General features: G+C 72.5%; 27 protein-coding genes and 1 riboswitch. Of the genes, 11 read left to right on the top strand and 16 right to left on the bottom strand.

Features of this window, described 5'->3' with window-relative positions; translation table 11 throughout:
* The first annotated feature begins 59 nt into the window (after nucleotides 1-59).
* Nucleotides 60-176: riboswitch (SAM riboswitch) on the top strand.
* Nucleotides 177-230: 54 nt separating this feature from the next.
* Nucleotides 231-1727: an aminotransferase class V-fold PLP-dependent enzyme gene (locus AC3ANM_RS18285; protein WP_488285838.1), complete on the top strand. Its 1497-nt coding sequence runs from the start codon at nucleotides 231-233 to the stop codon at nucleotides 1725-1727.
* A gap of 190 nt (nucleotides 1728-1917) precedes the next feature.
* Here AC3ANM_RS18285 and AC3ANM_RS18280 read toward each other — a convergent pair whose 3' ends face one another.
* Nucleotides 1918-2082: a hypothetical protein gene (locus tag AC3ANM_RS18280; RefSeq protein ID WP_488285837.1), complete on the bottom strand. Its 165-nt coding sequence runs from the start codon at nucleotides 2080-2082 to the stop codon at nucleotides 1918-1920.
* 94 nt (nucleotides 2083-2176) lie between these two features.
* Between AC3ANM_RS18280 and AC3ANM_RS18275 the strand changes: the two genes are divergently transcribed.
* The 3 genes from AC3ANM_RS18275 to AC3ANM_RS18265 all read left to right on the top strand — a co-directional run bounded on the left by AC3ANM_RS18275 (nucleotide 2177) and on the right by AC3ANM_RS18265 (nucleotide 4558).
* The gene (locus AC3ANM_RS18275) at nucleotides 2177-3130 is read left to right on the top strand and encodes a GlxA family transcriptional regulator (protein WP_488285836.1); all 954 of its coding nucleotides are present in this window, start codon (nucleotides 2177-2179) and stop codon (nucleotides 3128-3130) included.
* Nucleotides 3131-3230: 100 nt separating this feature from the next.
* The gene (locus AC3ANM_RS18270) at nucleotides 3231-3608 is read left to right on the top strand and encodes a MerR family transcriptional regulator (RefSeq protein WP_488285835.1); all 378 of its coding nucleotides are present in this window, start codon (nucleotides 3231-3233) and stop codon (nucleotides 3606-3608) included.
* Nucleotides 3605-4558, top strand: coding sequence for an aldo/keto reductase (locus AC3ANM_RS18265; protein ID WP_488285834.1), 954 nt, complete (start codon nucleotides 3605-3607; stop codon nucleotides 4556-4558). The genes AC3ANM_RS18270 and AC3ANM_RS18265 overlap by 4 nt, the downstream gene beginning before the upstream one ends.
* Before the next feature lie 160 nt (nucleotides 4559-4718).
* Here AC3ANM_RS18265 and AC3ANM_RS18260 read toward each other — a convergent pair whose 3' ends face one another.
* Both AC3ANM_RS18260 and dapA read right to left on the bottom strand, forming a co-directional pair.
* Nucleotides 4719-6404 carry a ribonuclease J gene (locus AC3ANM_RS18260; RefSeq protein WP_488285833.1) on the bottom strand — a complete coding sequence of 562 codons (1686 nt, stop codon included), beginning with the start codon at nucleotides 6402-6404 and terminating at the stop codon, nucleotides 4719-4721.
* Nucleotides 6401-7291, bottom strand: coding sequence for a 4-hydroxy-tetrahydrodipicolinate synthase (gene dapA / locus AC3ANM_RS18255; protein ID WP_488285832.1), 891 nt, complete (start codon nucleotides 7289-7291; stop codon nucleotides 6401-6403). The genes AC3ANM_RS18260 and dapA overlap by 4 nt, the downstream gene beginning before the upstream one ends.
* Nucleotides 7292-7492: 201 nt before the next feature.
* On the opposite strand from dapA, the gene AC3ANM_RS18250 reads away from it, so the two are divergent.
* Both AC3ANM_RS18250 and AC3ANM_RS18245 read left to right on the top strand, forming a co-directional pair.
* Nucleotides 7493-8287 carry a thymidylate synthase gene (locus AC3ANM_RS18250; protein ID WP_488285831.1) on the top strand — a complete coding sequence of 265 codons (795 nt, stop codon included), beginning with the start codon at nucleotides 7493-7495 and terminating at the stop codon, nucleotides 8285-8287.
* On the top strand, nucleotides 8284-8763 hold the full coding sequence (locus AC3ANM_RS18245; protein ID WP_488285830.1) for a dihydrofolate reductase: 480 nt from the start codon (nucleotides 8284-8286) through the stop codon (nucleotides 8761-8763). The genes AC3ANM_RS18250 and AC3ANM_RS18245 overlap by 4 nt, the downstream gene beginning before the upstream one ends.
* 39 nt (nucleotides 8764-8802) lie before the next feature.
* Here the strand turns inward: AC3ANM_RS18245 and paaE are convergent, their stop codons facing one another.
* The 5 genes from paaE to paaA form a co-directional block, all read right to left on the bottom strand.
* Entirely contained in the window at nucleotides 8803-9927 is a 1125-nt protein-coding gene (gene paaE / locus AC3ANM_RS18240; protein WP_488285829.1) for a 1,2-phenylacetyl-CoA epoxidase subunit PaaE, read from the bottom strand.
* Nucleotides 9928-10419 carry a 1,2-phenylacetyl-CoA epoxidase subunit PaaD gene (gene paaD, locus AC3ANM_RS18235; RefSeq protein WP_488287978.1) on the bottom strand — a complete coding sequence of 164 codons (492 nt, stop codon included), beginning with the start codon at nucleotides 10417-10419 and terminating at the stop codon, nucleotides 9928-9930.
* An 80-nt stretch (nucleotides 10420-10499) separates the two neighbouring features.
* Complete coding sequence (paaC, locus tag AC3ANM_RS18230) at nucleotides 10500-11297, bottom strand: 1,2-phenylacetyl-CoA epoxidase subunit PaaC (RefSeq protein ID WP_488285828.1); 798 nt, start codon at nucleotides 11295-11297, stop codon at nucleotides 10500-10502.
* A complete protein-coding gene (paaB, locus tag AC3ANM_RS18225; RefSeq protein WP_488285827.1) occupies nucleotides 11294-11629 on the bottom strand; it encodes a 1,2-phenylacetyl-CoA epoxidase subunit PaaB in 336 nt (111 codons plus the stop codon). The genes paaC and paaB overlap by 4 nt, the downstream gene beginning before the upstream one ends.
* Nucleotides 11626-12672, bottom strand: a complete 1047-nt coding sequence (gene paaA, locus AC3ANM_RS18220) for a 1,2-phenylacetyl-CoA epoxidase subunit PaaA (protein ID WP_488285826.1) — start codon at nucleotides 12670-12672, stop codon at nucleotides 11626-11628. The genes paaB and paaA overlap by 4 nt, the downstream gene beginning before the upstream one ends.
* 83 nt (nucleotides 12673-12755) lie before the next feature.
* Here paaA and AC3ANM_RS18215 point away from each other — a divergent pair, with 83 nt between their 5' ends.
* The 3 genes from AC3ANM_RS18215 to AC3ANM_RS18205 are packed head-to-tail and all read left to right on the top strand — an operon-like array spanning nucleotide 12756 to nucleotide 14391.
* A complete protein-coding gene (locus tag AC3ANM_RS18215) occupies nucleotides 12756-13346 on the top strand; it encodes a GNAT family N-acetyltransferase (RefSeq protein WP_488285825.1) in 591 nt (196 codons plus the stop codon).
* Nucleotides 13343-14080 (top strand): AzlC family ABC transporter permease, encoded by a 738-nt coding sequence (locus tag AC3ANM_RS18210; protein WP_488285824.1) that lies wholly within the window; start codon nucleotides 13343-13345, stop codon nucleotides 14078-14080. The genes AC3ANM_RS18215 and AC3ANM_RS18210 overlap by 4 nt, the downstream gene beginning before the upstream one ends.
* Nucleotides 14077-14391: an AzlD domain-containing protein gene (locus tag AC3ANM_RS18205; RefSeq protein ID WP_488285823.1), complete on the top strand. Its 315-nt coding sequence runs from the start codon at nucleotides 14077-14079 to the stop codon at nucleotides 14389-14391. Before AC3ANM_RS18210 ends, AC3ANM_RS18205 begins: the two co-directional genes overlap by 4 nt.
* A 413-nt stretch (nucleotides 14392-14804) precedes the next feature.
* Here AC3ANM_RS18205 and AC3ANM_RS18200 read toward each other — a convergent pair whose 3' ends face one another.
* The 5 genes from AC3ANM_RS18200 to AC3ANM_RS18180 form a co-directional block, all read right to left on the bottom strand.
* Nucleotides 14805-15179, bottom strand: a complete 375-nt coding sequence (locus tag AC3ANM_RS18200) for a hypothetical protein (protein ID WP_488285822.1) — start codon at nucleotides 15177-15179, stop codon at nucleotides 14805-14807.
* A 5-nt stretch (nucleotides 15180-15184) separates the two neighbouring features.
* Nucleotides 15185-15931: a 4-hydroxy-tetrahydrodipicolinate reductase gene (gene dapB / locus AC3ANM_RS18195; protein WP_488285821.1), complete on the bottom strand. Its 747-nt coding sequence runs from the start codon at nucleotides 15929-15931 to the stop codon at nucleotides 15185-15187.
* A 266-nt stretch (nucleotides 15932-16197) separates the two neighbouring features.
* Nucleotides 16198-18432 (bottom strand): polyribonucleotide nucleotidyltransferase, encoded by a 2235-nt coding sequence (locus AC3ANM_RS18190; RefSeq protein WP_488285820.1) that lies wholly within the window; start codon nucleotides 18430-18432, stop codon nucleotides 16198-16200.
* 229 nt (nucleotides 18433-18661) lie between these two features.
* Nucleotides 18662-18931: a 30S ribosomal protein S15 gene (gene rpsO, locus AC3ANM_RS18185; protein ID WP_488285819.1), complete on the bottom strand. Its 270-nt coding sequence runs from the start codon at nucleotides 18929-18931 to the stop codon at nucleotides 18662-18664.
* Nucleotides 18932-19112: 181 nt separating this feature from the next.
* Nucleotides 19113-20372, bottom strand: coding sequence for an MFS transporter (locus AC3ANM_RS18180; protein ID WP_488285818.1), 1260 nt, complete (start codon nucleotides 20370-20372; stop codon nucleotides 19113-19115).
* A gap of 84 nt (nucleotides 20373-20456) precedes the next feature.
* On the opposite strand from AC3ANM_RS18180, the gene AC3ANM_RS18175 reads away from it, so the two are divergent.
* On the top strand, nucleotides 20457-20993 hold the full coding sequence (locus tag AC3ANM_RS18175; RefSeq protein ID WP_488285817.1) for a MarR family winged helix-turn-helix transcriptional regulator: 537 nt from the start codon (nucleotides 20457-20459) through the stop codon (nucleotides 20991-20993).
* A gap of 46 nt (nucleotides 20994-21039) precedes the next feature.
* On the opposite strand, the gene AC3ANM_RS18170 is transcribed toward AC3ANM_RS18175, so the two are convergent.
* From AC3ANM_RS18170 to AC3ANM_RS18160, 3 genes are all read right to left on the bottom strand, one after another.
* The gene (locus tag AC3ANM_RS18170) at nucleotides 21040-21828 is read right to left on the bottom strand and encodes a hypothetical protein (protein ID WP_488285816.1); all 789 of its coding nucleotides are present in this window, start codon (nucleotides 21826-21828) and stop codon (nucleotides 21040-21042) included.
* A 203-nt stretch (nucleotides 21829-22031) separates the two neighbouring features.
* Complete coding sequence (gene ndk / locus AC3ANM_RS18165) at nucleotides 22032-22454, bottom strand: nucleoside-diphosphate kinase (protein ID WP_488285815.1); 423 nt, start codon at nucleotides 22452-22454, stop codon at nucleotides 22032-22034.
* A 10-nt stretch (nucleotides 22455-22464) separates the two neighbouring features.
* Nucleotides 22465-22887 (bottom strand): DUF4233 domain-containing protein, encoded by a 423-nt coding sequence (locus tag AC3ANM_RS18160; protein WP_488285814.1) that lies wholly within the window; start codon nucleotides 22885-22887, stop codon nucleotides 22465-22467.
* 193 nt (nucleotides 22888-23080) lie between these two features.
* Between AC3ANM_RS18160 and AC3ANM_RS18155 the strand changes: the two genes are divergently transcribed.
* Nucleotides 23081-24226 carry an alpha/beta hydrolase gene (locus AC3ANM_RS18155; RefSeq protein ID WP_488285813.1) on the top strand — a complete coding sequence of 382 codons (1146 nt, stop codon included), beginning with the start codon at nucleotides 23081-23083 and terminating at the stop codon, nucleotides 24224-24226.
* Nucleotides 24227-24262: the final 36 nt, after the last annotated feature.

The raw sequence follows: 24262 nt of genomic DNA, 5'->3' as shown, positions 1-24262 counted from the left end.
CCGGGAAGTCGTGCCCGAGTGGTGGGCATTTGCGATGGCGCCCCGCTACGGTCGACGCAGGTCATGAGTGCCAGCGTCAAGCCCCGGCTTGCTGGCCGGCAACCCTCCTTTCGCGGCGGGGTGCTCCGGGTGACGACCCGGTCGGCCCGCGCCCGCGGTGCCGGCAAGCGCGGACCTGACGGCCCCAGCCGGCCTCGACGGTCCACCGGACCAGCGAGGAGCTGACTTCGTTGTCGATCGCCACCATCAGCCGACGCCGCCACCACTCCCCCGCCCCGCCGGCGGCTGCGGGCGTCCCCGCCACGTCGGCCGCCCCGGCCACATCGACCCCCGGCACTCCCGCCGCCCCGACCACCCCCGCGGCGCCCGCCACCCCGGCCCGGGACCACCTGCGGCCGGTCCCCGCGCTGCCGACCGACGTCCTGACCCCGCTGCCGCCCACGGTCCAGGCGGACCTGGGCGTGCCCACGCTGCACCGGACGGTGGTCGACTACGCGAACTTCGACCACGCCGCGAGCACGCCGGCCCTGGAAGCGGTCCGGACCGCGGTCGACGGCGCGCTGCGCACCTACTCCTCGGTCCACCGCGGCAACGGCTACGCCTCCCGGGTGACCAGCGCGTGGTACGAGCAGGCCCGCGAGGAGGTCGCCTCCTTCGTCGGCGCCCGCGAGGACGACCTGGTCGTCTTCACCCGCAACACCACCGACTCCCTCAACCTGCTGGCCCGGGCGCTCCCGCGGCGTACGACGACCTTCGTCTTCGAGTCCGAGCACCACGCGGCCCTGCTGCCGTGGGACCCGCGTCGCACGGTCCGCCTGCCGGTGCCGGGCAGTATCGAGGACGCCCTGGTCCTGCTCGAGGACGCCCTGGCCGAGCACGCCCGCACCAGCGACGGCCCCCGCCTGGTCGTGGTCACCGGCGCCTCAAACGTCACCGGCGAGCTGTGGCCGGTCGAGCGGGTCGTGGCCATCGCCAAGCGGTATGCCGCGCGCGTCGTCCTCGACGCCGCGCAGCTCGCACCCCACCGTCTCGTCGACATCAGCGCCCTTGACGTCGACTACGTCGCCCTCTCCGGGCACAAGCTGTACGCCCCCTTCGGCACCGGCGCCCTCGTGGGACGGGCGGACTGGCTGGACGAGGCCGCGCCCTACCTCAAGGGCGGCGGCGCGACGGCCCGGGTCGGCGAGCGGACGGTGGAGTGGCAGGCCGGTGCCGCCCGCCACGAGGCCGGCAGCCCCAACGTGATCGGAGCCATCGCCCTGGCCGCCGCCTGCGCGACGATCGCCCGGGACCGGGCGGCCGTCGAGGCCCACGAGGCGGCACTGGCGGACCGGCTCCGCGCCGGGCTCGCGGCCATCGAGGGCGTCACCACGTGGTCGGTGTTCGGCGAGGACCACGACCGGGTCGGCGTGGCCACCTTCACGATCGACGGCGTGGACAGCTCGCTGGTCTCGGCGGCCCTGTCCGCGGAGTGGGGCATCGGGGTGCGCGACGGCAAGTTCTGCGCCCACCTGCTCGTGGACGCCCTGCTCGACGGGCCGGGCGCCCCGGCCACGGCGGTGCGGGCCAGCGTCGGACTGGGCAACACCCTCGAGCACGTGGACCGGCTGCTCGCGGCGGTGCGGCGGCTGGCCACGGACGGGCCGGCGTTCGCGTACCACCACGTCGACGGCAGCTGGGCGCCGGTCGACGACCCGCGCGACCTCACCCTCCCCCGTCCCTGGTAGCCATCCCCCTGGTAGCCAGCCCCTCCCCTGACCGGGCAGCGGGTGCACACCTGATCTCAGCAGTCAGGGCGGTGTCGTCGGCGACGACACCGCCCTGACTGGCGTGATGCGACTGGCGTGATGGACGAGGGTGATGGACGGGGGGTGATGGACGGGTGGTGATGGACGGGGTGACGGTGGTGCGGACGGGTCACGGAAGGCGGGTCCGACGCGGCTTGGGCAGGGGGTTGCGGATGCCGGCCGGCCACGGGTCGATCGGCTCCTCCCACTCGCGACTGCGGTGGGTGTCGGCGCCGAAGCGCGGGGCGAGGACGGCGATGACGACGAGTGCGGCAAACATGATGAGGAGTTCCATGGCAGAAATCATGCTTCGCACCTGATACCGGCCACGAGTGGCGGAAATGACATCAGCCATCGATTTCCCGCCAGATCGGTGGCATGCTGGTCCCATGCTGCGCACCATCGCCGTCCCCGTGCTCCCGCAGCTCTCGCCCTTCGAGCTGGGGGTGCTCTGCGAGGTCTTCGGGATCGACCGCACCGACCAGGGCGTCCCGGCGTTCGACTTCCTCATCTGCGCCGAGAACCCCGGCGAGGCCGTGCCGGCCCGGACCGGGTTCGCCATCACCGCCGAGCACGGCTTCGACCGCCTCGCCGACGCCGACCTCATCGCCGTGCCGGCCATCGAGGAGGGCCCCTACCCCGAGGGCCTCCTGCAGGGGCTGCGCGACGCCGTCGCCCGCGGCGCCCGCGTGATGAGCGTCTGCTCCGGTGCGTTCGTCCTCGCCGCCGCCGGCGTCCTCGACGGCCGTCGCGCGACCACCCACTGGTTCCACACCGACGAGCTGGCCCGGCGCTACCCCGCCATCGACGTCGAGCTCGACGTCCTGTTCGTCGAGGACGGCCCGGTCCTGACCTCGGCCGGCACCGCCGCCGGCATCGACGCCTGCCTGCACCTGGTCCGCGAGGAGTTCGGCGCCGCCGTCGCCTCCACCATCGCCCGGCGCATGGTCGTGCCCCCGCAGCGCGACGGCGGACAGCGCCAGTACGTCGAGTCCCCCGTCCCCGAGGTGGGCGCGGACACCCTCCAGCCGGTCCTGGTGTGGGCGCTCGAGCACCTCGACGAGGACCTGTCCGTGCCGGCTCTGGCCCGCCGGGCCCTGATGAGCGAGCGCACCTTCGCGAGGCGGTTCCGCGCCGAGACCGGAGCCACACCGCACCAGTGGGTCACCGGGCAGCGCGTCCTGCTCGCCCGGCGCATGCTCGAGACCACCGACGCCTCGGTGGAGCAGATCGCCTCCCGCACCGGCCTGGGCACCGCGGCGATCCTGCGGCACCACTTCACCCGGATCGTCGGGGCCTCGCCGCAGGCCTACCGCCGCAACTTCTGCGCCCTCAGCGCCTGAGGCACCCCGCCCGGGGTGGCACGCGCAGCCGGCCGCCCGGCATACCGGCTGGCGGTCGGCACTTGCGTTGGAGTGCACTCCAGCTCCTAGGGTCGGAGCCATGCAGCCGCTGAGCACCCGGCAGGCGGCCGACACGGTCGGCCTGTCCCAGGACACCCTGCGGTGGTACGAGCGGATCGGCCTGCTGGAGCGGGTCCCGCGTGGCAGCGACGGGCGCCGCCGCTTCGGCGAGCGCGACCTGTCGTGGCTGACCCTCATCACCCGGCTGCGTGCCACCGGTATGCCGGTCGCGCAGATGCGCGAGTACGCCGAGCTCGTGCGCAGCGACCCCGGCGTCGAGCAACGACTCGCCCTGCTGGAGGAGCACCGCGAGCGCATGGCCCGGCTGCGCGAGGACCTCGACGCCTGCACCGAGCTCCTCGAGAGCAAGATCGACCTCTACCGCCGCCTTGCGGCAGGAACGGATGGACAGCGATGAAGCGAGTCAACCTCGGCGGCCTCGACGTCTCCGCGCAGGGACTGGGCTGCATGGGCATGAGCGAGTGGTACGGCCAGGGCGACTGGGACGAGTCGATCGCGACGATCCACCGGGCCCTGGAGCTCGGCGTGACCTTCCTCGACACCGCCGACGTCTACGGCTCCGGGCACAACGAGGTCCTCGTGGGCCGGGCCATCCACGACCGGCGCGACCAGGTGCAGCTGGCCACCAAGTTCGGCATCGACCGCTCCGGCGGCGACCGGGCCCGCACGATCCGCGGCGACGCGGCCTACGTCAAGCAGTGCTGCGACGCCTCGCTGCTGCGCCTGGGCGTCGACCACATCGACCTGTACTACCTGCACCGGCCGCCGCAGAACGCGCAGATCGAGGAGACCGTCGGCGCGATGGGCGAGCTCGTCCAGGCCGGCAAGGTGCGCCACCTCGGCCTGTCCGAGGTCAACCACGACCTGCTCCGCCGGGCCCACGCGGTGCACCCGATCACCGCGGTGCAGTCGGAGTACTCCCTCTGGACCCGCGACCCCGAGACCGACGTCGTCGACACGCTGCGCGAGCTCGGCATCGGGCTGGTGCCTTACTCCCCGCTCGGTCGCGGCTTCCTCACCGGCACCGTCGACCCGAAGTCCCTGGGGGACAAGGACTTCCGCGGCTTCAACCCGCGCTTCAACGGAGATGCCGGCCAGGCCAACCAGGCCATCGCCGACCAGGTCCGGCAGGTCGCCGAGCGCAAGGGCGTCGCCCCGGCGCAGGTGGCCCTGGCGTGGGTGCACGGCCGGGCCGAGCGCCTGGCCATCGCCCTGGCCCCGATCCCGGGCACGAAGCGCCGGAAGTGGCTGGAGCAGAACGTCGCCGCTCTCGACGTCACGCTGGACGCGCAGGACCTGGCTGAGCTCGACCCGCTCGGCGAGCAGGTCGTCGGCGCCCGCTACTGACGCAGCGAGGGCCCACCAGCCGGTATGCCGGGCCGCCCCCCGGGGCAGCCCGGCTCACCTCCCCGACCGATGAGGGAACACGGCTCAGCCCGCGTTTCACCGCCCCGGAAGGCGCGAAACGCGGGCCAGGCCGTGTCCGGTCGAGCAGACGGGTTGGGGCTCAGGCCTCGATGACGATCGGGATGATCATCGGCCGGCGGCGCAGCTTGCCGCCGACCCAGCCGCCGACCGTGCGGCGCACGATCTGCTGCAGCTGGTAGGTGTCGCTGACACCGTTGCCGGTCGCCTCGGCCAGGGCCTGCTCGATCTTGGGCAGCACCTGGTCGAAGACGTCCTGGTCCTCGGCGAAGCCCCGGGCCTGGATCTCCGGGCCGGCGGCGATCTTGCCGGTGGCGGAGTCCATCACGACGATGATCGAGATGAAGCCCTCGTCGCGCAGGATGCGCCGGTCCTTCAGCAGCGCCTCGGTCGTCTCGCCCACCGACGAGCCGTCGACGTAGACGTAGCCGCAGTCGACCGCGCCGACGACCCGCGCCCTGCCGTCGACCAGGTCGACGACCACGCCGTCCTCGGCCAGCACGACGTTCTCGCGGGGCACGCCGGTGGCGACGGCGAGGTCGCCGTTGGCCACGAGGTGACGCCACTCGCCGTGGACCGGCATGACGTTGCGCGGCTTGACGATGTTGTAGCAGTAGAGCAGCTCGCCCGCGCTGGCGTGGCCGGAGACGTGGACGCGGGCGTTGCCCTTGTGCACGACGTCGGCACCCAGCCGCATCAGGCCGTTGATGACGCGGTAGACGGCGTTCTCGTTGCCCGGGATCAGCGAGGAGGCCAGGACCACGGTGTCGCCGTCGCCGACCTCGATGCGGTGGTCGCGGTTGGCCATGCGGGACAGCGCGGCCATCGGCTCGCCCTGGGACCCGGTGCAGACGAGCACGACCTGGTCGTCGGGGTAGTTGTCGAGCTTCTTGACGTCGACCAGCACGCCGTCGGGCACGTGCAGGTAGCCCAGGTCCTGGGCGATGCCCATGTTGCGCAGCATCGAGCGCCCGACCATGGCGACCTTGCGGCCGTTGGTGTGGGCGGCGTCGAGCACCTGCTGCACGCGGTGCACGTGCGAGGAGAAGCAGGCCACGATGATGCGGCGCTTCGCCTGGTGGAAGACCCGGTCGATGGCCGGGGCGATGTCCTTCTCCGGCGTGGTGAAGCCGGGCACCTCGGCGTTGGTCGAGTCGGTGAGGAACAGGTCCACGCCCTCCTCGCCGAGCCGGGCGAAGGCGCGCAGGTCGGTGAGCCGGCCGTCCAGCGGCAGCTGGTCCATCTTGAAGTCGCCGGTGTGCAGCAGGGTGCCCGCGGAGGTGCGGATCGCCACGGCCAGCGCGTCGGGGATGGAGTGGTTCACCGCGACGAACTCGCAGTCGAAGGAGCCGAGCTGCTCGCGCTGCCCCTCCTTGACCCCGAGGGTGTAGGGGGTGATCCGGTGCTCCTTGAGCTTGGCCTCGACCAGGGCGAGGGTCAGCTGCGAGCCGACCAGCGGGATGTCGGCCTTGAGGCGGAGCAGGAACGGCACGGCGCCGATGTGGTCCTCGTGGCCGTGGGTCAGGACGATCGCGTCGATGTCGTCGAGGCGGTCCTGGATGTAGCTGAAGTCCGGCAGGATAAGGTCGATGCCGGGGTGGTGGTCCTCGGGGAAGAGGACGCCGCAGTCGACGATGAGCAGCCGGCCGCGGTGCTCGATGACGGTCATGTTGCGGCCGACCTCGCCGAGGCCGCCGAGCGCGACGACGCGAACGCCGTCGTCTGCGAGCGGCGGCGGGGTGGTCAGCTCGGGGTGGGGATGACTCAAATCAGTCCTGACTGTTCAAGACCGGACCGCACGGCGGCGACCTGGTCGTCGGTGGCGGCGACCAGGGGCAGGCGCACGGCAGCCGAGTCGATGACGCCCAGCTCCTTCAGTGCGGCCTTGGCCATGATCGCGCCCTGGGTGATGTTCATGACGGCGTCGACCGCGGGGATCAGGCGCCGGTGGATCTCGATCGCCCGCGGCAGGTCCCCCCGACCCACGGAGGCGACCATCTCGGCATACAGGTCTCCGGCCACGTGCCCAACGACGCTGACGACGCCCACGGCGCCCTGGGCGAGGTGCGGCAGGTTGATCACGTCGTCGCCGGAGTACCAGAGCAGGTCGGTCGCGGCCATGACCTTGCTCGAGGCGAACAGGTCGCCCTTGGCGTCCTTGACGGCCGCGATCCGCTCGTGCTCGGCGAGGCGCAGCATCGTCTCGGTGCTGATCGCGACTCCGGCGCGGCCGGGGATGTCGTAGACCATGACCGGCAGCTCGGTGGCGTCGGCGACCGTGCGGAAGTGGGCGAGGATGCCCTCCTGCGGGGGCTTGTTGTAGTACGGGGTCACGACGAGCAGCCCGTGCGCGCCGGCCTTGGCCGCAGCCTCGGCCCCCTCGACCGAGTGGGCGGTGTTGTTGGTGCCGACCCCCGCGACGATGCGGGCCCGGTCACCGACCGCCTCGACGACCGCGCGGAGCAGGTCGGCCTTCTCCCGGTCGGTGGTGGTGGGCGACTCTCCGGTGGTGCCGCTGACGACGATGCCGTCGTGGCCGTGCTCCACGAGGTGGGTCGCGACCCGCTGCGCCCCCTCGAGGTCGACCGAGCCGTCGGGGTGCATCGGGGTGACCATGGCGGTCAGGACGGTGCCGAAGGGGGGCGTGCTGGGCATGGGGTGAGGCTATCGCCTCCGGTATGCCGGGTGCCGCGCCGCCCGAGCGCGGCGCACCCCCCGGCTCCTGCGCTCACTCCAAGCCCGTTTGCTCACTTCAGGCCTGTTTGCTCAGCCCAGGCCGCTCGCCACCCCCGAATCGCGGCCCGGGAGCGGCCTGAGGTGAGCAAAGTCGTCGGGGCCCGGTGTTAGGTTGCCTGCGTGCGGCAGTACCTCGACCTCCTCGACCACGTCCTGCACCACGGCACGCCCAAGGGCGACCGGACCGGCACCGGCACGCTGAGCGTGTTCGGCCACCAGATGCGCTTCGACCTGACCGAGGGCTTCCCGGCGGTGACGACCAAGCGGCTGCACATGAAGTCCGTGGTGGGCGAGCTGCTGTGGTTCCTGCGCGGGTCGACCAACGTCGACTGGCTCCAGGAGCGCGGTGTCACGATCTGGGACGAGTGGGCCGACGAGCAGGGCGAGCTGGGGCCGGTCTACGGCTTCCAGTGGCGGTCGTGGCCGACCCCGGACGGCGGGCACGTCGACCAGATCGCCCAGGTGATCGAGTCGATCCGCAGCAACCCCGACTCGCGGCGGCACATCGTCAGCGCGTGGAACGTCGCCGACATCGAGCAGATGGCCCTGCCGCCGTGCCACACGCTGTTCCAGTTCTACGTCGCCGACGGCCGGCTCTCCTGCCAGCTCTACCAGCGCTCGGCCGACATCTTCCTCGGCGTGCCGTTCAACATCGCCTCCTACGCGCTGCTGACGCACATGGTCGCCCAGGTGTGCGAGCTCGAGGTGGGCGACTTCGTCCACACCCTCGGCGACGCCCACCTCTACACCAACCACGTCGAGCAGGCCCGCGAGCAGCTCACCCGCGAGCCCCGGGCGCTGCCGACGCTGCGGATGAACCCCGAGCGCAAGACCATCGACGAGTTCGAGATCGGGGACTTCGAGCTGGTCGGCTACGACCCGCACCCCTCGATCAAGGCGCCCATCGCCGTATGAGCGTGACCCTGCTCGCCGCCGTCGGCCGCAACCGGGTCATCGGGCGAGACAACGACCTGCCCTGGCGGCTGCCGGAGGACCTGGCTCACTTCAAGGCCGTCACCATGGGTCACACCCTGGTGATGGGCCGGCGCACGTTCGACTCGATCGGCCGACCGCTGCCGGGCCGGCGCACCGTGGTCGTGACCCGTCAGGGCGACTGGGCGCACGAGGGCGTCGAGGTGGCCCACTCCCTGCCGGAGGCGCTGCAGCGGGCGGTGGGCGACGGCGACACCGAGGTGTTCGTGGTCGGCGGCGGCCAGGTCTACGCCGAGGCGCTGCCCGTGGCGACCCGCCTGCTGCTCACCGAGGTCGAGCAGTCCCCCGAGGGCGACGTGCTCTTCCCCGAGGTCGACCCGGCCGACTGGTCCGAGACGGCCCGCGACCAGCGCGAGGGCTTCGCCTTCGTCACCTACCAGCGGACCTGGCGCGACTGACCGCCCCGGCGGCGACCCGGAATACGTCTGGGCCGGTCCTCAGGCGTCGTAGTCGAGGGACACCGCGTCGGTGAGCGGGTGGGCCTGGCACGCCAGCACGATCCCGGCGGCGACCTCCTCCGGTTCGAGGGCGTAGTTGCGCTCCATCCGGACCTCGCCCTCGACCAGCCGGGCGCGGCAGGTGCCGCACACGCCGCCGGTGCAGCTGTACGGCGCGTCCGGCCGGGCCCGCAGCGTCGCCGCGAGGATCGTCTCCTCGCGCGAGGGCATCTCGATGACCGTCGAGCGGCCGTCGAGGTTGACCGTGACGACCGCCTCCGGCGGTGCCCCCGGCGCGGCCGGCACCGGCGCACGGGTGCCCGTGGGCTCCCCCGGCGCGTCGACGTGGAACACCTCGTGGTGGACGTGGTGGGGGTCGACCCCCTTGTCCGCCAACAGCTCCTGCGTCGTCTCGACCAGGCCGAACGGCCCGCAGAGGTACCACTCGTCGACGGTGGCGACCGGCAGGATCGTCGCGAACAACCGCTCGAGCTTGTCGCGGTCGATGCGGCCGGTGAACAGCTCGACGTCCTGGGCCTCGCGCGAGAGCACGTTGATGAGGTGGAAGCGCCCCGGGTAGCGGTTCTTGAGGTCCTCGAGCTCCTCGAGGAACATGATCGAGCTCGTCCGCCGGTTGCCCAGGACGAGGGTGGCGCGCGAGTGCGGCTCCTCCTCCAGGGCGGTGGCCAGCAGGGACATGATCGGCGTGATGCCGCTGCCCGCGGCGACCGCGACATGGTGCCGTATGCCGTCCGGCCGGGTCGGGCAGGTGAAGCCGCCGAGCGGGGTCATCACCTCGATCTCGTCGCCGGGCTTGACCGACTCCCCGATCCAGGTCGACATCAGCCCCGTCTCGACCCGCGCCGCCGCCACGCGCAGCTGCTTGCGACGCTTCGCCTCCGAGCGGGACAGGCAGATCGAGTAGGAGCGGCGCACGTCCTCGCCGTTGACCATGGCCCGCAGGGTCAGGTGCTGGCCCGGCTCGAAGGCGAACTCCTCGGCCAGGTCGTCGGGCACGGCGAAGGAGACCGCGACGGCGTCGTCGGTCAGCCGCTCGACGTCGGCCACGGTGAGGGTGTGGAACCGCGCGCGGTGGCGCTGGGGCTTGCTGATGAGACCGGCCACTCAGATCGCCTTGAACTCGTCGAACGGCTCACCGCACGCCGTGCAGCGACGCAGCGCCTTGCAGGCCGTCGACCCGAACCGGGCGACCTCCTCGGTGGCCGAGGACCCGCAGCGCGGGCACGCCACCTGGCGCACCGAGAGCCCGACCCCGACCGGGCCCAGTGCCGGCGCGGGACGCTCGCCGGGCGGCGCGATGCCGAACTCGGCCAGCTTGGCGCGGCCCTCCTCCGACATCCAGTCGGTCGTCCACACCGGCGCCAGCCGGGTGGTGACCGAGGCGGTGTAGCCCTCGCGGGCGGCGACGTGCTCGATCCGCATGCGGATGGCGTCCATGGCCGGGCACCCGGAGTAGGTCGGCGTGATGACGACGCGGACGAGGTGCTCCTCCTCGTCGACCGTGACCTCGCGCAGGATGCCGAGGTCCTCGATGGTCACGACCGGCACCTCGGGGTCCGGCACGTCCGCGATGGCCCGGCCCACGGCCGTGTCCAGCGCCAGGTGCGGCGGCACCTCCAGGACGACACCGGACCCCGGGGCGGTCAGGTCGACGGGCTTCTCGGGCAGGGCGGTGCTCACCAGGTCGCTCCGGGGTGGGATCGGGCGATGTGCTGCATCTCCGCCAGGAGGTAGCCCATCGGTCGGGAGTGGATGCCCTCACGGCCTCCGCGCGAGCGCCACTTCGGCTCCTCGGGCATCGCCAGAGTGGCCTGCGCGACCACGCGGCTGACGTAGGCGGAAGCATTGTCCCACAAGGGTTTTGGACGCGCACCCACACCGATCTCGGCCGCCGCGACGCTCACTGCGTCGTCGTCGAAGAGCTCGGCGACGTAGGGCGCGACCTGCTCCAGCCCGTGCTGCATGCGCTCGTGGGACTCGGGGGTGCCGTCACCGAGGCGCAGCACCCACTGGGTGGCGTGGTCACGGTGGTAGTCGACCTCCTTGACCGCCTTGAGCGCGACGCCCTGGATGACCTCGTCCGCGGAGGTGACCAGCGCGGCATACAGCTCGGCCTGGTAGCTGGAGAACCACAGCAGGCGGGCCATCTCGACCCCGAAGTCACCCCGCTCCTGCTCCACGAGGTGGACGTTGCGGAACTCGCGCTCGTCGCGGAAGTAGGCCAGGTCGTCCTCGGTGCGACCCGTCCCGTCCAGCGAGCCGACGTGGCTGAGCAGCACCCGCGCCTGGCCGAGCAGGTCCAGGCCGATGTTGCCCAGGGCCATGTCCTCCTCGATCTGCGGGGCACGGCTGATCCACTCCCCCAGGCGCTGGGCGTAGACGAGCGCGTCGTCGCCGAGCTGGAGGGCGTAGCGGGCGGTGAGCTGGGAGGCGGTCAGGGCCGCGATCCCGGGCTGGGAAGTGTTGGCGCTCATAGGTACTCGACGTCCTCGGGCACGTCGTAGAAGGTCGGGTGCCGGTAGACCTTGTCCGCCGCCGGGTCGAAGAAGGAGTCGCGCTCGTCAGGGCTGCTCGCGGTGATGTCGCTGGAGGCGACGACCCAGATCGAGACGCCCTCCTGGCGGCGGGTGTAGAGGTCACGGGCGTTGCGCAGCGCCATCTCGGCGTCCGGCGCGTGCAGCGACCCGACGTGGACGTGCGAGAGGCCGCGCTTGCCGCGGACGAAGACCTCCCACAGCGGCCAGCTGCGCTCGGGCGCGGGCGGCACGGCGTCGCCGGAACGGTCATGGGGGGTGGGGATGGTCATGCGGCGCTCTCCTGGCCGTTGGCGCGGGCGTGCTTGGCGGCATACGCGTTGGCGGCCTCGCGCACCCAGGCACCCTCCTCGTGGGCGGAGACCCGCCACTGGACCCGCTCGGCGTTGCACGGACCGTCACCGCGCAGCACCCGCCAGAACTCGTCCCAGTCGATCGGGCCGAAGTCCCAGTGCCCGGTCTCCTCGTTGAACCGCAGGTCCGGGTCGGGCAGCGTCAGGCCGAGCTTCTGGGCCTGCGGGACGGTCATGTCGACGAACTTCTGGCGCAGCTCGTCGTTGCTGAACCGCTTGATGCCCCACGCCATCGACTGCTCGGTGTGGCCGCCCTTGGCGGCCTCGCCGGTGTCCGGCGGGCCGAACATCATCAGCGCCGGCCACCACCAGCGGTTGGCGGCGTCCTGGGCCATGGCCTTCTGCGCGTCGGTGCCGCGGGAGAGGGCCCAGAGGATCTCGAAGCCCTGACGCTGGTGGAAGGACTCCTCCTTGCAGACGCGGATCATCGCGCGGGCGTAGGGGCCGTAGGAGCAGCGGCACAGCGGCACCTGGTTCATGATCGCGGCGCCGTCGACGAGCCAGCCGATGGCGCCGCAGTCGGCCCAGGTCAGCGTCGGGTAGTTGAAGATCGAGGAGTACTTCTGCCGGCCGCTGTGGAGCATGTCCAGCAGCTCGGCCCGGTCGATCCCCAGGGTCTCGGCGGCGCTGTAGAGGTAGAGCCCGTGACCGGCCTCGTCCTGCACCTTGGCCATGAGGATCGCCTTGCGGCGCAGGCTCGGCGCGCGGGTGATCCAGTTGCCCTCGGGCTGCATGCCGATGATCTCGGAGTGCGCGTGCTGGGCGATCTGGCGGATCAGCGTCTTGCGGTAGCCCTCGGGCATGTCGTCGCGCGGCTCGATCCGCTGGTCGGCGGCGATCAGGGCGTCGAAGTCCGGCCCGACCTCGTCGCGCCGGTCCTCATGCGCCGCGGCCTGCTCGACGGCGCCGGACTCGGCGGCGTTGAGCGGCACGTCGGGGTCGACGAAGTCGTTGCCATACATGTCTCCAGTATGCCGAGGTGTTACACATCGGCGCAATCCTGACGTCCTCGTGTCACACCACGCCGCGATGACAGGATGACCCCATGCCCCACGACCACGCCCACGAGCACCTGCACGACCCCGCGGCCGGCCCCGTCGCGGCCGACGCGAGCGTGCGGGTCGCCCGGGCCAGTGACGCCCCCGCCGTGGGGCTGGTCCAGGCGGCCGTGTGGCGGGACGCGTATGCCGGGTTGCTCCCCGAGGAGGTCCTCGCCCAGTTCGAGGGGCCGGCGTTCGCCCGCGTGTGGCGGGACTCCCTGGCGTCGGCGCCCTCGCCCCGGCACCGGCTGCTCGTCGCCTGCGCCGGCGAGCAGGTCGTGGGCTTCGCGGCGATCGGGCCGACGACGGACCGCGACCAGGTGGGCACCGCCGGCGAGGTCCTGGCGATGGGCGTGCACCCTGAGGCGCGGCGGGCCGGGCACGGGTCGCGGCTGCTCAACGCCGCCATCGACTCCCTGCGCACCGGCGGCTTCGCCCTGGTCAGCGTGTGGCTGCTCGCGGACGACGAGCCGGCCCGGGCGTTCCTGGTGGCGGCGGGGCTGGCCCCCGACGGCGCCTGGCGCGACCGGGTCATCGACGACGACGGCGCGACGATGCGGGAAGTCCGTCTGGTCGCCGACCTCGGCCCGGCGTGAGCGAGCTGCACCCATACCGTCGCCGCGCGGTCCTGCGGCAGAGCCTGTCGGTGGGGCTCGCGACGGGGGCCTACGGGGTCAGCTTCGGCGCCCTGTCCGTCGCCGCCGGGCTGAACGTCTGGCAGACGGTCGCGCTCTCGGCGCTGCTGTTCTCCGGCGGCTCGCAGTTCGCCATCGTCGGCATCGTCGCCGCCGGCGGGTCGGGCGCGGCCGCGATCGCCACCTCGTCGCTGCTCGGGTTCCGCAACAGCCTCTACGCCCTCCAGGTCTCGCGCCTGCTCGAGGTGCGCGGCGTCCGGCGGCTCGCGGCGGCCCACCTGACGATCGACGAGTCCACCGCCGTGGCGATCGCCCAGCCCGAGCGCCCGGCCAGCCGACTCGGCTTCTGGGTCACCGGCGCCAGCATCTTCCTGCTCTGGAACCTCATGACCCTGCTCGGCGCCCTCGTCGGCGACGCGCTCGGCGACCCCAAGGTCTACGGCCTCGACGCCGCAGCGGCGGCCGCCTTCCTGGCGCTGCTCTGGCCCCGGCTGCGCACCCGCGAGGCAGCGGCGGTGGGCGTGGCCGCGGCGCTCGTGGCCCTGGTCGTGGCGCCGCACTCCCCCGCCGGCGTCCCCGTGCTCGTCGCAGCCCTCACCGCCGTGGTCGCCGGCCTGTGGCGACGTCGCCACGGCCCGGCACCGACCGGCTCGACGGACGCGACGGACGCGCGCGGCGAGGGGGTGCAGGGATGAGCCTGTGGGTGACCGTCCTCGTGGCCAGCGCCGCAGCGTTCGGGCTGAAGTACGCCGGGCACGTCGTGCCCCACCGCTGGCTCGACGCCCCGCGGACCCGGCGGGTGACCGACCTGCTGCCGGTGGCGCTGCTGGCCGCCCTCGTGGCGGTGCAGGCGTTCACGACCGGCAACACCCTCGTGCTCGACGCCCGCGCGGCGGCCCTCGCCGTCGCCGTCGTGGCCCTGCTGCTGCGGGCGCCGTTCCTCGTCGTGGTCGTCCTGGCCGCAGCCACCGCGGGCATCCTCCGCGCCCTCGGCTGGGCCGCCTGACCACCGCACCGCACCGCACCGAGCACGCAGGGACCGGAGTCCTGCGCCCGCGGACCCGGCGACCTGACCCGGGACCCGGCGACCGGCCCCGCGAAGCCAGCCATCCGGCATAGCGGCCCGACCCGCGGACCCGGGGACCTGCCCCGCGGAGCCATCCATCCGGCATACCGGCCCGCCGCACCCGAGCGCCCCCTGCCCCGCACCTCTCCTCACCGCTCCCGCTGGGCCCGTTATCCGGGCCGTCGGCAACGGCCGACGATCACGGGCGCAGGTCGGGGCGAGCACAATCGACCTACCTCGCGGCGATCCCTGCGGGTTATCGCGCCGAAAAGCCCCCGTGGTAGGTCGAGCGTGCCCGGGCACCAACCCGCCCGACGGCACCAGCCGTGAGTGACCGGACCTGAACCCGCACCTCAGGCCGGGCGGCTCTCCCGCCAGGCCCGCACCGCCGCGCGATAGGCGCGCTGCTCCGCCTGCCGCTCCCCCGCCTGCCGGTGCGCCTCGGCCTCCGCCAGGTGGGCCCGCCACGTCTGGTCCGCCGGCCCCGCCGGCGACGACTGCTGCTGCATCATCGCCGAGCCGTCGCGGGCGAAGAGCACAAGGCGCCAGATCGCCCACAGCGCGATGACCGGCATCAACACCACGGCGATGCCGAGGAGGATGGGGACGATGCGCCCGCCGCTGTCGGTGACCAGCAGCACGCCGCGCCAGCCGATCGTCACCGAGTAGAACCCGAGGACGACGAACAGCACGAGCGCGGTGATGCGCTCCCGGGCCTTCTCGCGCAAGGGGATCAGGCCAGCCCGAGGTAGTGCTCGAGGCCGACGGTGACACCGGGGTGGTCGGCGACCTTGCGCACGCCCTCCAGCACGCCGGGCATGAAGCTGACCCGGTCGAAGGAGTCGTGCCGGATCGTCAGCAGCTCGCCGACCCCACCGAAGAGCACCTCCTGGTGCGCGACAAGGCCGCGCAGCCGCAGCGCATGCACCGGTATGCCGTCCACGCGCGCCCCGCGGGCGCCGTCCGGGTCGTGGGTGGTGGCGTCCGGGACGTCGCCCAGGCCTGCCTCGCGGCGGGCGGTGCCGATCAGGGAGGCGGTGCGGGCGGCCGTGCCCGAGGGGGCGTCGACCTTGTCGGGGTGGTGCAGCTCGACGACCTCGACCGACTCGTAGAAACGGGCCGCCTGCTGGGCGAAGCTCATCATCAGGATGGCGCCGATGGCGAAGTTGGGGGCGATGAGCACGCCGACCCCGGGCTGGGCCTCGACCTGCTCGCGCAGGGTGGCCAGCTTGTCCTTGTTCCAGCCGGTGGTGCCGACCACGACGTGCACGCCGCGCTCGACGCAGTGGGCCACGTTGGCAGCCGAGGCGTCCGGGACGGAGAACTCCACGACGACGTCGGCGCCCCCGAGGTCGCCCAGGTCGTCGCCGTGGTCGAAGCGACCGACCAGCTCGGTGTCCGGCGCGGACTCGACCGCACGGCACACCTCGGAACCCATGCGCCCGTTGGCGCCGATGACCGCAACCTTGATCGTGCTCACGCCGACCAGAGTAGTGAGCGCGCCCCTCGACCCCCGCCGCAGGGCCGGTGACCGGCGGCCGGAGCAGCCGCCCCGGCACGAAGCGCGGGTTCGTCACACTCGCGCGGAGACGTTCCCGCGCGAGTGTGACGAACCCGCGTGAAAGGCGGCGGCACGAGACCCCGCCGCACGGCATACGCCCGGGAGGCCGGGACGCACGAAGGCCCGGCACCCCACGTGGGGGCACCGGGCCTCGGTGTCAGTCAGACCAACCGGTCAGGACCGGGTCAGGCCTGCGCGGGCTCCTCCGCCTTGGCCTCGCCGGCCTCGGCGTCGTCGCCCTCGGGCAGGACCGCGGCGAGCGAGAGCTTGCCGCGCGGGTCGATCTCCTTGAGCTCGACCTGGACCTTCTGGCCGACCTTGACGACGTCGTCCACGGAGTCGATCCGCTTGCCGCCGACGAGCTTGCGCACCTCGGAGATGTGCAGCAGGCCGTCCTTGCCGGGCAGCAGCGAGACGAACGCCCCGAAGGTCGTCGTCTTGACCACCGTGCCGAGGAAGCGCTCGCCGACCTCGGGCATCTGCGGGTTGGCGATCGCGTTGATCGCCGCACGCGCGGCCTCGGCCGACGGGCCGTCGGTGGCGCCGATGTAGACGGTGCCGTCGTCCTCGATGGAGATGTCCGCGCCGGTGTCCTCCTGGATCTGGTTGATCATCTTGCCCTTGGGCCCGATGACCTCGCCGATCTTGTCGACCGGCACCTTCACCGTGATGACGCGAGGAGCGAAGGGGCTCATCTCGTCCGGCGTGTCGATGGCCTCGGCCATGACGTCCAGGATGTGCAGGCGGGCGTCACGGGCCTGGGTCAGCGCGCCGGCCAGGACCGAGGCGGGGATGCCGTCGAGCTTGGTGTCGAGCTGGATGGCCGTGACGAACTCGCGCGTGCCGGCGACCTTGAAGTCCATGTCACCGAACGCGTCCTCGGCGCCGAGGATGTCGGTCAGCGCCGCGTAGCGGGTCTCGCCGTCGACCTCGTCGGAGACCAGGCCCATGGCGATGCCGGCGACCGGGGCGCGCAGCGGCACACCGGCGTTCATCAGCGCCAGGGTGGACGCGCAGACCGAGCCCATGGACGTCGAGCCGTTGGAGCCGAGGGCCTCGGACACCTGACGGATCGCGTAGGGGAACTCCTCGCGGGTCGGCAGGACCGGCATGAGCGCACGCTCGGCCAGGGCGCCGTGACCGATCTCGCGGCGCTTCGGCGAACCGACGCGGCCGGTCTCACCGGTGCTGTAGGGCGGGAAGTTGTAGTTGTGCATGTAGCGCTTGCGCGTCGTCGGCGACAGCGTGTCGAGCTGCTGCTCCATGCGGAGCATGTTCAGCGTGGTGACGCCCATGATCTGGGTCTCGCCACGCTCGAAGATCGCCGAGCCGTGCACGCGCGGCAGGACCTCGACCTCGGCGCCGAGGGCGCGGATGTCGGCGAGGCCACGGCCGTCGATGCGGACCTTGTCGCGCAGGATGCGCTGGCGGACCAGCTTCTTCTGCACCGAGCGGTAGGCCGCGGACAGCTCCTTCTCGCGACCCTCGAACTGCTCGCCGAGGGAGGCCTTCATGGCGTCCTTGATCTCGTCGAGACGGCTTTCGCGCTCCTGCTTGGCGGCGATGGTCAGCGCCTGCGCCACGTCGGCGGAGACGGCGGCCTCGACCGCGGCGAACGCGTCGTCCTGGTAGTCCAGGAAGATCGGGAACTCCTGGACCTCCTTGGCGGACTTGCTCGCCAGCTCGGCCTGGGCCTCGCACAGGACCTTGATGAACTTCTTGGACGCCTCGAGGCCCTCGGCCACGATCTCCTCGGTCGGTGCCTGCTTGCCCTCGTTCTTGACGAGGTTCCAGGTCGACTCGGTGGACTCGGCCTCGACCATCATGATCGCGACGTCGTCACCGACGACCCGACCGGCCACGACCATGTCGAACGTCGAGCGCTCGATGTCGGAGAAGTTCGGGAACGCGACCCACTGGCCGTCGATCAGCGAGACGCGGACGCCACCGATCGGGCCGCTGAAGGGCAGGCCGGAGATCTGGGTGGAGGCCGACGCGGCGTTGATCGCGAGCACGTCGTACTGGTGGTCGGGGTTGAGCGACAGCACCGTGATGACGACCTGGACCTCGTTGCGCAGACCCTTCTTGAAGGTCGGGCGCAGCGGGCGGTCGATCAGGCGGCAGGTGAGGATCGCGTCCGTCGAGGGGCGACCCTCGCGACGGAAGAACGAGCCGGGGATCTTGCCCGCGGCGTACATGCGCTCCTCGACGTCCACCGTCAGGGGGAAGAAGTCGAACTGGTCCTTGGGGGACTTGCCGGCCGTCGTCGTCGACAGCAGCATCGTGTCGTCGTCGAGGTAGGCGGCGACGGCGCCGCCGGCCTGCTTGGCCAGGCGACCGGTCTCGAACCGGACCGTGCGGGTGCCGAACGAGCCGTTGTCAATGGTGGCTTCGGCGAACTGAATCTCTGGACCCTCCATTGGGCCCTCCTGTTCTCTCATTCACAAACACCGCGTGCATCGTCGTTGTGCACGGGTTTTCCTTCGTGGGCCCGCCCAGTGGGCGGGTGCCACCGGCACCGTATGCCGTGTGGCTGGGTCCGCGCGCGGGACGCGCGAGTCCGGGGCCGGCATACAGGCCGCTCATGCGAAAGGAGGCGACCCGGACTCCGGAGAATCGGAGCGGGCCGCCTCCCTCACGTGAGACGTCTTATCGGCGCAGACCGAGGCGCTTGATCAGCGAGCGGTAGCGCTCGATGTCGGTCGCCTCGAGGTAGCGCAGCATCCGCTTGCGACGGCCGACCAGCAGCAGCAGGCCGCGGCGGCTGTGGTGGTCGTGCTTGTGCTCGCGGGAGTGCTCGGTGAGGTCCTTGATGCGACGCGTCAGCATCGCGATCTGCACCTCGGGGGAGCCGGTGTCGCCCTCGTGGGTGGCGTATTCGGCGAGGATTTCCTTCTTCACAGCAGCGTCGAGGGCCACAGTGCTCCTTAAGTGTCGTTGCGCGGTGCCACAGGGCTGGTTCACCTGGGCTCTCTCTGATCCGCGGCCGGTTCACGGCAGTCAGCAAGGTTAGCAGCGGGGCTGTGCGCTGCCCTAATCGCGGGGCGGGGTCAGCGGGAGATGGCATGGACGTGTCCCCTGGACCCCTGATGGTGGGGGTTCAGGCAACCGGCGCCGGCGCCAGCTCGGGCCGGGTTGTCGCCGGTGCCTTGACCGGTGCGCGGCGGAGCAGCGCCCTGAGCCGCCAGGCAGAGACCAGCGCCGCGACGCTGATGCCGGCGTGGACGGCCAGGAAGACGCCACCCCTGCCACCGCTGAGGGCGAGCCCCGCGAGCAGCGGACCGGCCGCGGAGACACCGGTCTGCAGCGCGGAGAAGATGCCCAGCGTGGTGCCGACCATGCCGGCCGGCGCCAGGCTCGCCGTGAGCGGGTTGAGGACCGGGGCGTACATCGTCTCGCCGACGGCGAACACGCCGAAAGCCGTGACGAACAGCGTGCCCGCGAGCGCCGGCACGTGGTCGGCGACGGTCAGCAGGCCCCACGAGAGCACCCAGATCGTGCCCACGACGACGAGCAGCGACGGCGCGGACCGGCGGGCGGTGAAGCGGGTGACCACCATCTGCAGCGCGATGATCACGAGGCAGTTGACCGCCGAGGCGGTGCCGACGGTGCGCTCTGGCACGTCGAGCACGGTGATGGCGTAGGCCGGCAGCCCGCTCTCGAACTGGGCGTAGAACCCCAGGGCGAGCGTGACGGTGACCAGGGCGGTCCAGCGCAGGGCCGGGGTGCCGAGCACGAGCCGTAGGCCGGCCGCGCCCCTGCCGTGGTGGGCCTCCTCCACGCGGGCCGCCACCTCCGGCTCGGCCCGCGGCCCGAAGGCGGTGGCGCCGAGCAGGGCGGCCGAGACGGCGAAGCCGGCCGCGGCCGCGGCGAACGCCGGCCACATGCCGTGGGGTCGGTGCAGGTCGACGAGGTAGCCGGCGGCGAACGAGCCGACGGCCATGCCGAGCGCCTGCCCGGTGAACTGCCAGGCGAAGACACGGCGCCGCTCGGCCTGCCCCACCCAGCGCAGGACCAGGACCGACATCGCGGGGGTGGCGGCGGTCATGCCGACGCCGAAGACGAACATGCCGGCGAGGAAGAGCCCCGGCCCCTCGGCCAGCAGCAGCGACCCGGTGCCGAGCGCGGCGACGAGCTTGGCGATGACGGCGACCCGCACCGGGTCGTGCCGGTCGGTCAGCCGGCCGGCGACGGGCGCAGCCAGGAGGGCCCCGATGGAGAAGAGGCTCGACGCACCCGCGGCGACGACGGCACCCCAGCCGCGGGTGTTCGCCGCGTAGGCGTACTGGTACGGCAGAACCGTGCCCCACCCGACCATCCCGATCGTCGACGCCAGGATCAGCAGACGCGCGCGCCGCACTGCCCCTCTCCCTTCAGACTTGCAACTCGTAGTGTTGCTTCTCGAATATTTCGGTTTCGAAATATAGCATGGCACGATGACGCCATGAGCGCCACGAAGCGGTCGGGCCGGTCCCGCCAGCCCTCGGAGCACGAGCGTTACCGGGCCGACGTCGCCGCCTACGTGGCGGCCGGGGGCGAGGAGTCGGTGCAGCGCGTCATCACCGCGGTGCACGGCCTGGCCCGGAGGATGAACCAGTGGTACGCCCACCAGCTGGCCGACCTCGACCTCTCCGCCGGCGAGTGGGGCGTGCTCGCGCGGCTCGCCACCTCCGGCGACGGTTCGGCGCTGACGCCCAGCCAGCTCGCCGAGGCCACCAACGTGGCGGCCTCCTCCATGACGCACCGGCTGGACCGGATGGCCCAGCGCGGGCTGATCGCGCGCCGGGCCGACCCGGACAACCGCACCCGGGTCCTCGTCACGCTCACCCAGGACGGCTGGGCCACCTTCAAGGCCGCCATCCGCGAGGCCAACCTGGTCGAGTCCGACGTGCTGGCCCCGCTCACCCACGCCCAGCGCGAGGAGCTCGCCTCGCTGCTCGAGGTCGTCATCGCCGGGCTCGACGAGGTCTCCCCCGGCTGAGCCCGCTCCCCCGCCGCTCAGCCGGGACCCGTGGCGCCGACGGGGGTCACGTGGCACCAGGGGTCGGGGCCGGGATCGTCCCGGGACCGCGCCACAGGGCCACGCTGGCGCCGAGCACGAAGACGAGCAGGAGAACGCTCGGCACCAGGAGGACGGCCGAGGCCGTGGAGGAGAACCCGGTGTGTGCGGTCAGCACCCCTCCGCCCGCGAGACCGGCGCCGGCCACGACCGCCACCCACCCCAGCCACCTGGGCACGAGGTGCCCGAGGACGATGGCCAGGCCGAGGGCGAACAGCGACGTCCCGCCGAGCATCTGGAAGAACCCGGCCAGCCCCTTCTCGACGTCCCGGACCGCGGAGGCGGTGAGGAAGGCGGCATCCTTCGCCGTCGGGTTGGGGGCCGTGACCCAGCGGTGGACCGCTCCCTTGAGCGCCACGCCGTCCACGGCCATCTGGACGGCGAACACCGCCGCGTAGAGGATCGCGGCGAAGCCGCCGACGGTCGCGAGGACTCCGACGGCCCCCCGGCGCACGGTGCCGAGGCGGGCGAGGGTCAGGAGCATCAGCGACAGCAGCAGCGCGCCGGTGAACTGGCCGATGTGCACGGCGGTCCACGCGCTCGACCGGCTGTACTCGAGGAAGGACGCGGCGCTGTCGTTGGGGGGCGCCTTCCCCGGGTGCAGCTGGTCCATGGCGACCACGACCAGCACGCCGAGCACCCCCGCGGCCGCCGCGGACCGTCTCATCGCCCGGTCGGGGCCAGGCAGGCCGCCGACGCGGACCGCCAGGGCCGCCGCGTCCTGGTCCCTGCTCACGGACTCCGGTCGTGTCGCCATGCCCCGTCACCTCCCGGCGAGCCGGCCCCGGTGCGCCTCCGACACCGAGCCCCTCCGCCGTCGCCAGTCAAGGACCGGCCTGCGACCTTGGCAACCTGCACCCGACGCAGGTATGCCGCGTGGCCGCCTGCCCGGCATACCGGCACCGCATGCGAAAGGCCCGCCCCGGACGTCCGGGGCGGGCCTTCGTGGTCAGGCGGGGCTCAGGCGAGCCCGGGGAACCAGATCTCGATCTCGCGCTTGGCAGACTCCGGGGAGTCGGAGCCGTGGACGATGTTCTGCTGGACCTTCAGGCCCCAGTCGCGGCCGAGGTCGCCACGGATGGTGCCGGGCAGCGCCGTGCTCGGGTCGGTGGCGCCGGCGAGGGCGCGGAAGCCCTCGATGCAGCGCTCGCCCTCGATGACGGCCGCGGTGACGGGGCCGCTGGACATGAACTCCACCAGCGGCTCGTAGAAGGGCTTGCCCTCGTGCTCGGCGTAGTGCAGGGCCAGCCGGTCCTGGTCGGGCACGAAGATCGACAGGGCCACGAGCGTGTAGCCCTTGGCCTCGATCCGGCGCAGGACCTCACCGGAGAGTCCGCGCTTGAACCCGTCGGGCTTCACCAGCACAAGTGAACGCTCAGTCATGGGCCGGAGCCTACCGATCGGTAGGCGGTGCGGCCGAGCCGGCCTCGGCCTCTCGGGCCGCGTGGGCGCGGGTCAGGGCGTCCATCTTGGCGCCCTGGACGAGGGCGGTGACCCACAGCGCCCCGAAGATCAGCCCCACGATGAGCATCATCGGCACGACGAGCGCCGAGAGCAGCGTCGCGACCTGGAGCAGCCAGCCGAGCGTGATCCCCCAGGGGCGACGGAGCAGGCCGGCATCGAGGATGCACAGCACGGCGATGACGCTGCCGACCGCCATGAAGGTGCCCGAGCTCGACGTGCCCTGCGCCGCCGCGATCGCACGGGCGACCAGGGCACCGAAGAAGACGGCGAGCCCCTGGCTGCCGACGACGGTGGCGGCCAGCCGCCGGGTCATCTTCTCGGGGACGCCGTAGAGCACGAGGGAGCGGATCACGGCTCCAGTCTCCCCCACGCCCCCAGCGTGGAGGGTTGTCGGGGTCCTGACCCGGACAACCCTCCACGTTGCGCTCCGGGCTGGCAGACCGCCGGGGATCCCCAGCCCGCATCCAGCGTGCACTCAGCCACGGCGGGCAGCCTCTGGGCGGCGGCAGGTTGGCGTGAGACCCGAGGCGAGGTGGCGTGCGGTCATGGGACTGACGGGTGGGCTGTTCCTGGGGCTGGTCGCCGGGGTCACGGCGCTGGCGTTCGTCGTCACGGTGGTCGTGTGGCCACGGCTGTCCGGCCGCACCCCCGGTCGGGTGCTGGCGCGCGTGGGGATGCTGCTGGGGGTGAACCTGCTGGTGCTGCTCACAGCGGCGACGCAGCTCAACGCCCAGTTCCTGTTCTTCGCCGACTGGGTCGACCTCAAGGGCGCCATCAGCGGCACGGTCACCACCACGGCCCTGCAGCGGGGGACCTCCGCGGCGCAGGCGGCATCCCGGTACGTGGCGGGGCCGGCGGCGACGGCACCGGCTCATGGGGTGGCCGGGCCGCCGACCACCGTGGGCTCCGGTGCCCTGGTCTACCAGGTCCACGGGGCCCTGAGCGGCATCACCGGCAGCATCGTGGTGCAGCTGCCGCCCGGCTACGGGGCGCCGGCCAACGCGCGGGTGCGGTACCCGGTGGTGGAGGCGTTCCACGGCTACCCCGGCTCGCCGTTCTCGTGGGTGCAGGGCATGAACCTCGGCCAGGTCATGGCGCAGGAGGTCGCCGCCCACCGGATGCGACCCGCCATCATCGTCTCCCCCCAGCTGGAGGTGCCCTCGGGGGTCGACACCGAGTGCGTCAACGGCAGCGCCGGTCGACCCCAGCTCGAGACCTGGGTGACGCGGGACGTGCCCAACTGGCTGGCGGCCAGCTTCCGCACCCGGCTGGACCGCTCGTCGTGGGCCACCATCGGGCTGTCCGCGGGCGGCTGGTGCGCAGCCATGGCGACGATGCTGCACCCGGCGCAGTACGCCGCCGCGATCGTCCTCGGCGGCTACTTCCGGCCCGAGTTCGGCCCGGCGTACGAGGCGTACCGGCCGGGCAGCCCCCTGTCCCGCCGGTACGACCTCGTGGCCCTGACCGCCCGGCGGCCGCCACCGGTGGCCCTGTGGTTGGAGACCTCCCACGCCGACCCCGTGTCGTACGGGTCCAGTGCGGCCCTGCTCAAGGTGACCCGGCCGCCGCTGGCCGTCAACGCCGTGGTCCTGCAGCACGCGGGCCACCGGGTCAGCCTCTGGCAGGGACTGCTGCCCGGGGCGTTGACGTGGCTGGGCAGGAACATCCCGGGCTTCGCTCCCCTGCCGTGAGCCGCGTCGACCCGTGGTCCGGGCCGACGGGTCATG

Source organism: Oryzihumus sp. JJN4-3R, assembly GCF_057747915.1.
Note: the sequence above shows the minus strand (reverse complement) of the source record. Positions and strands in the feature narration are given on the sequence as shown.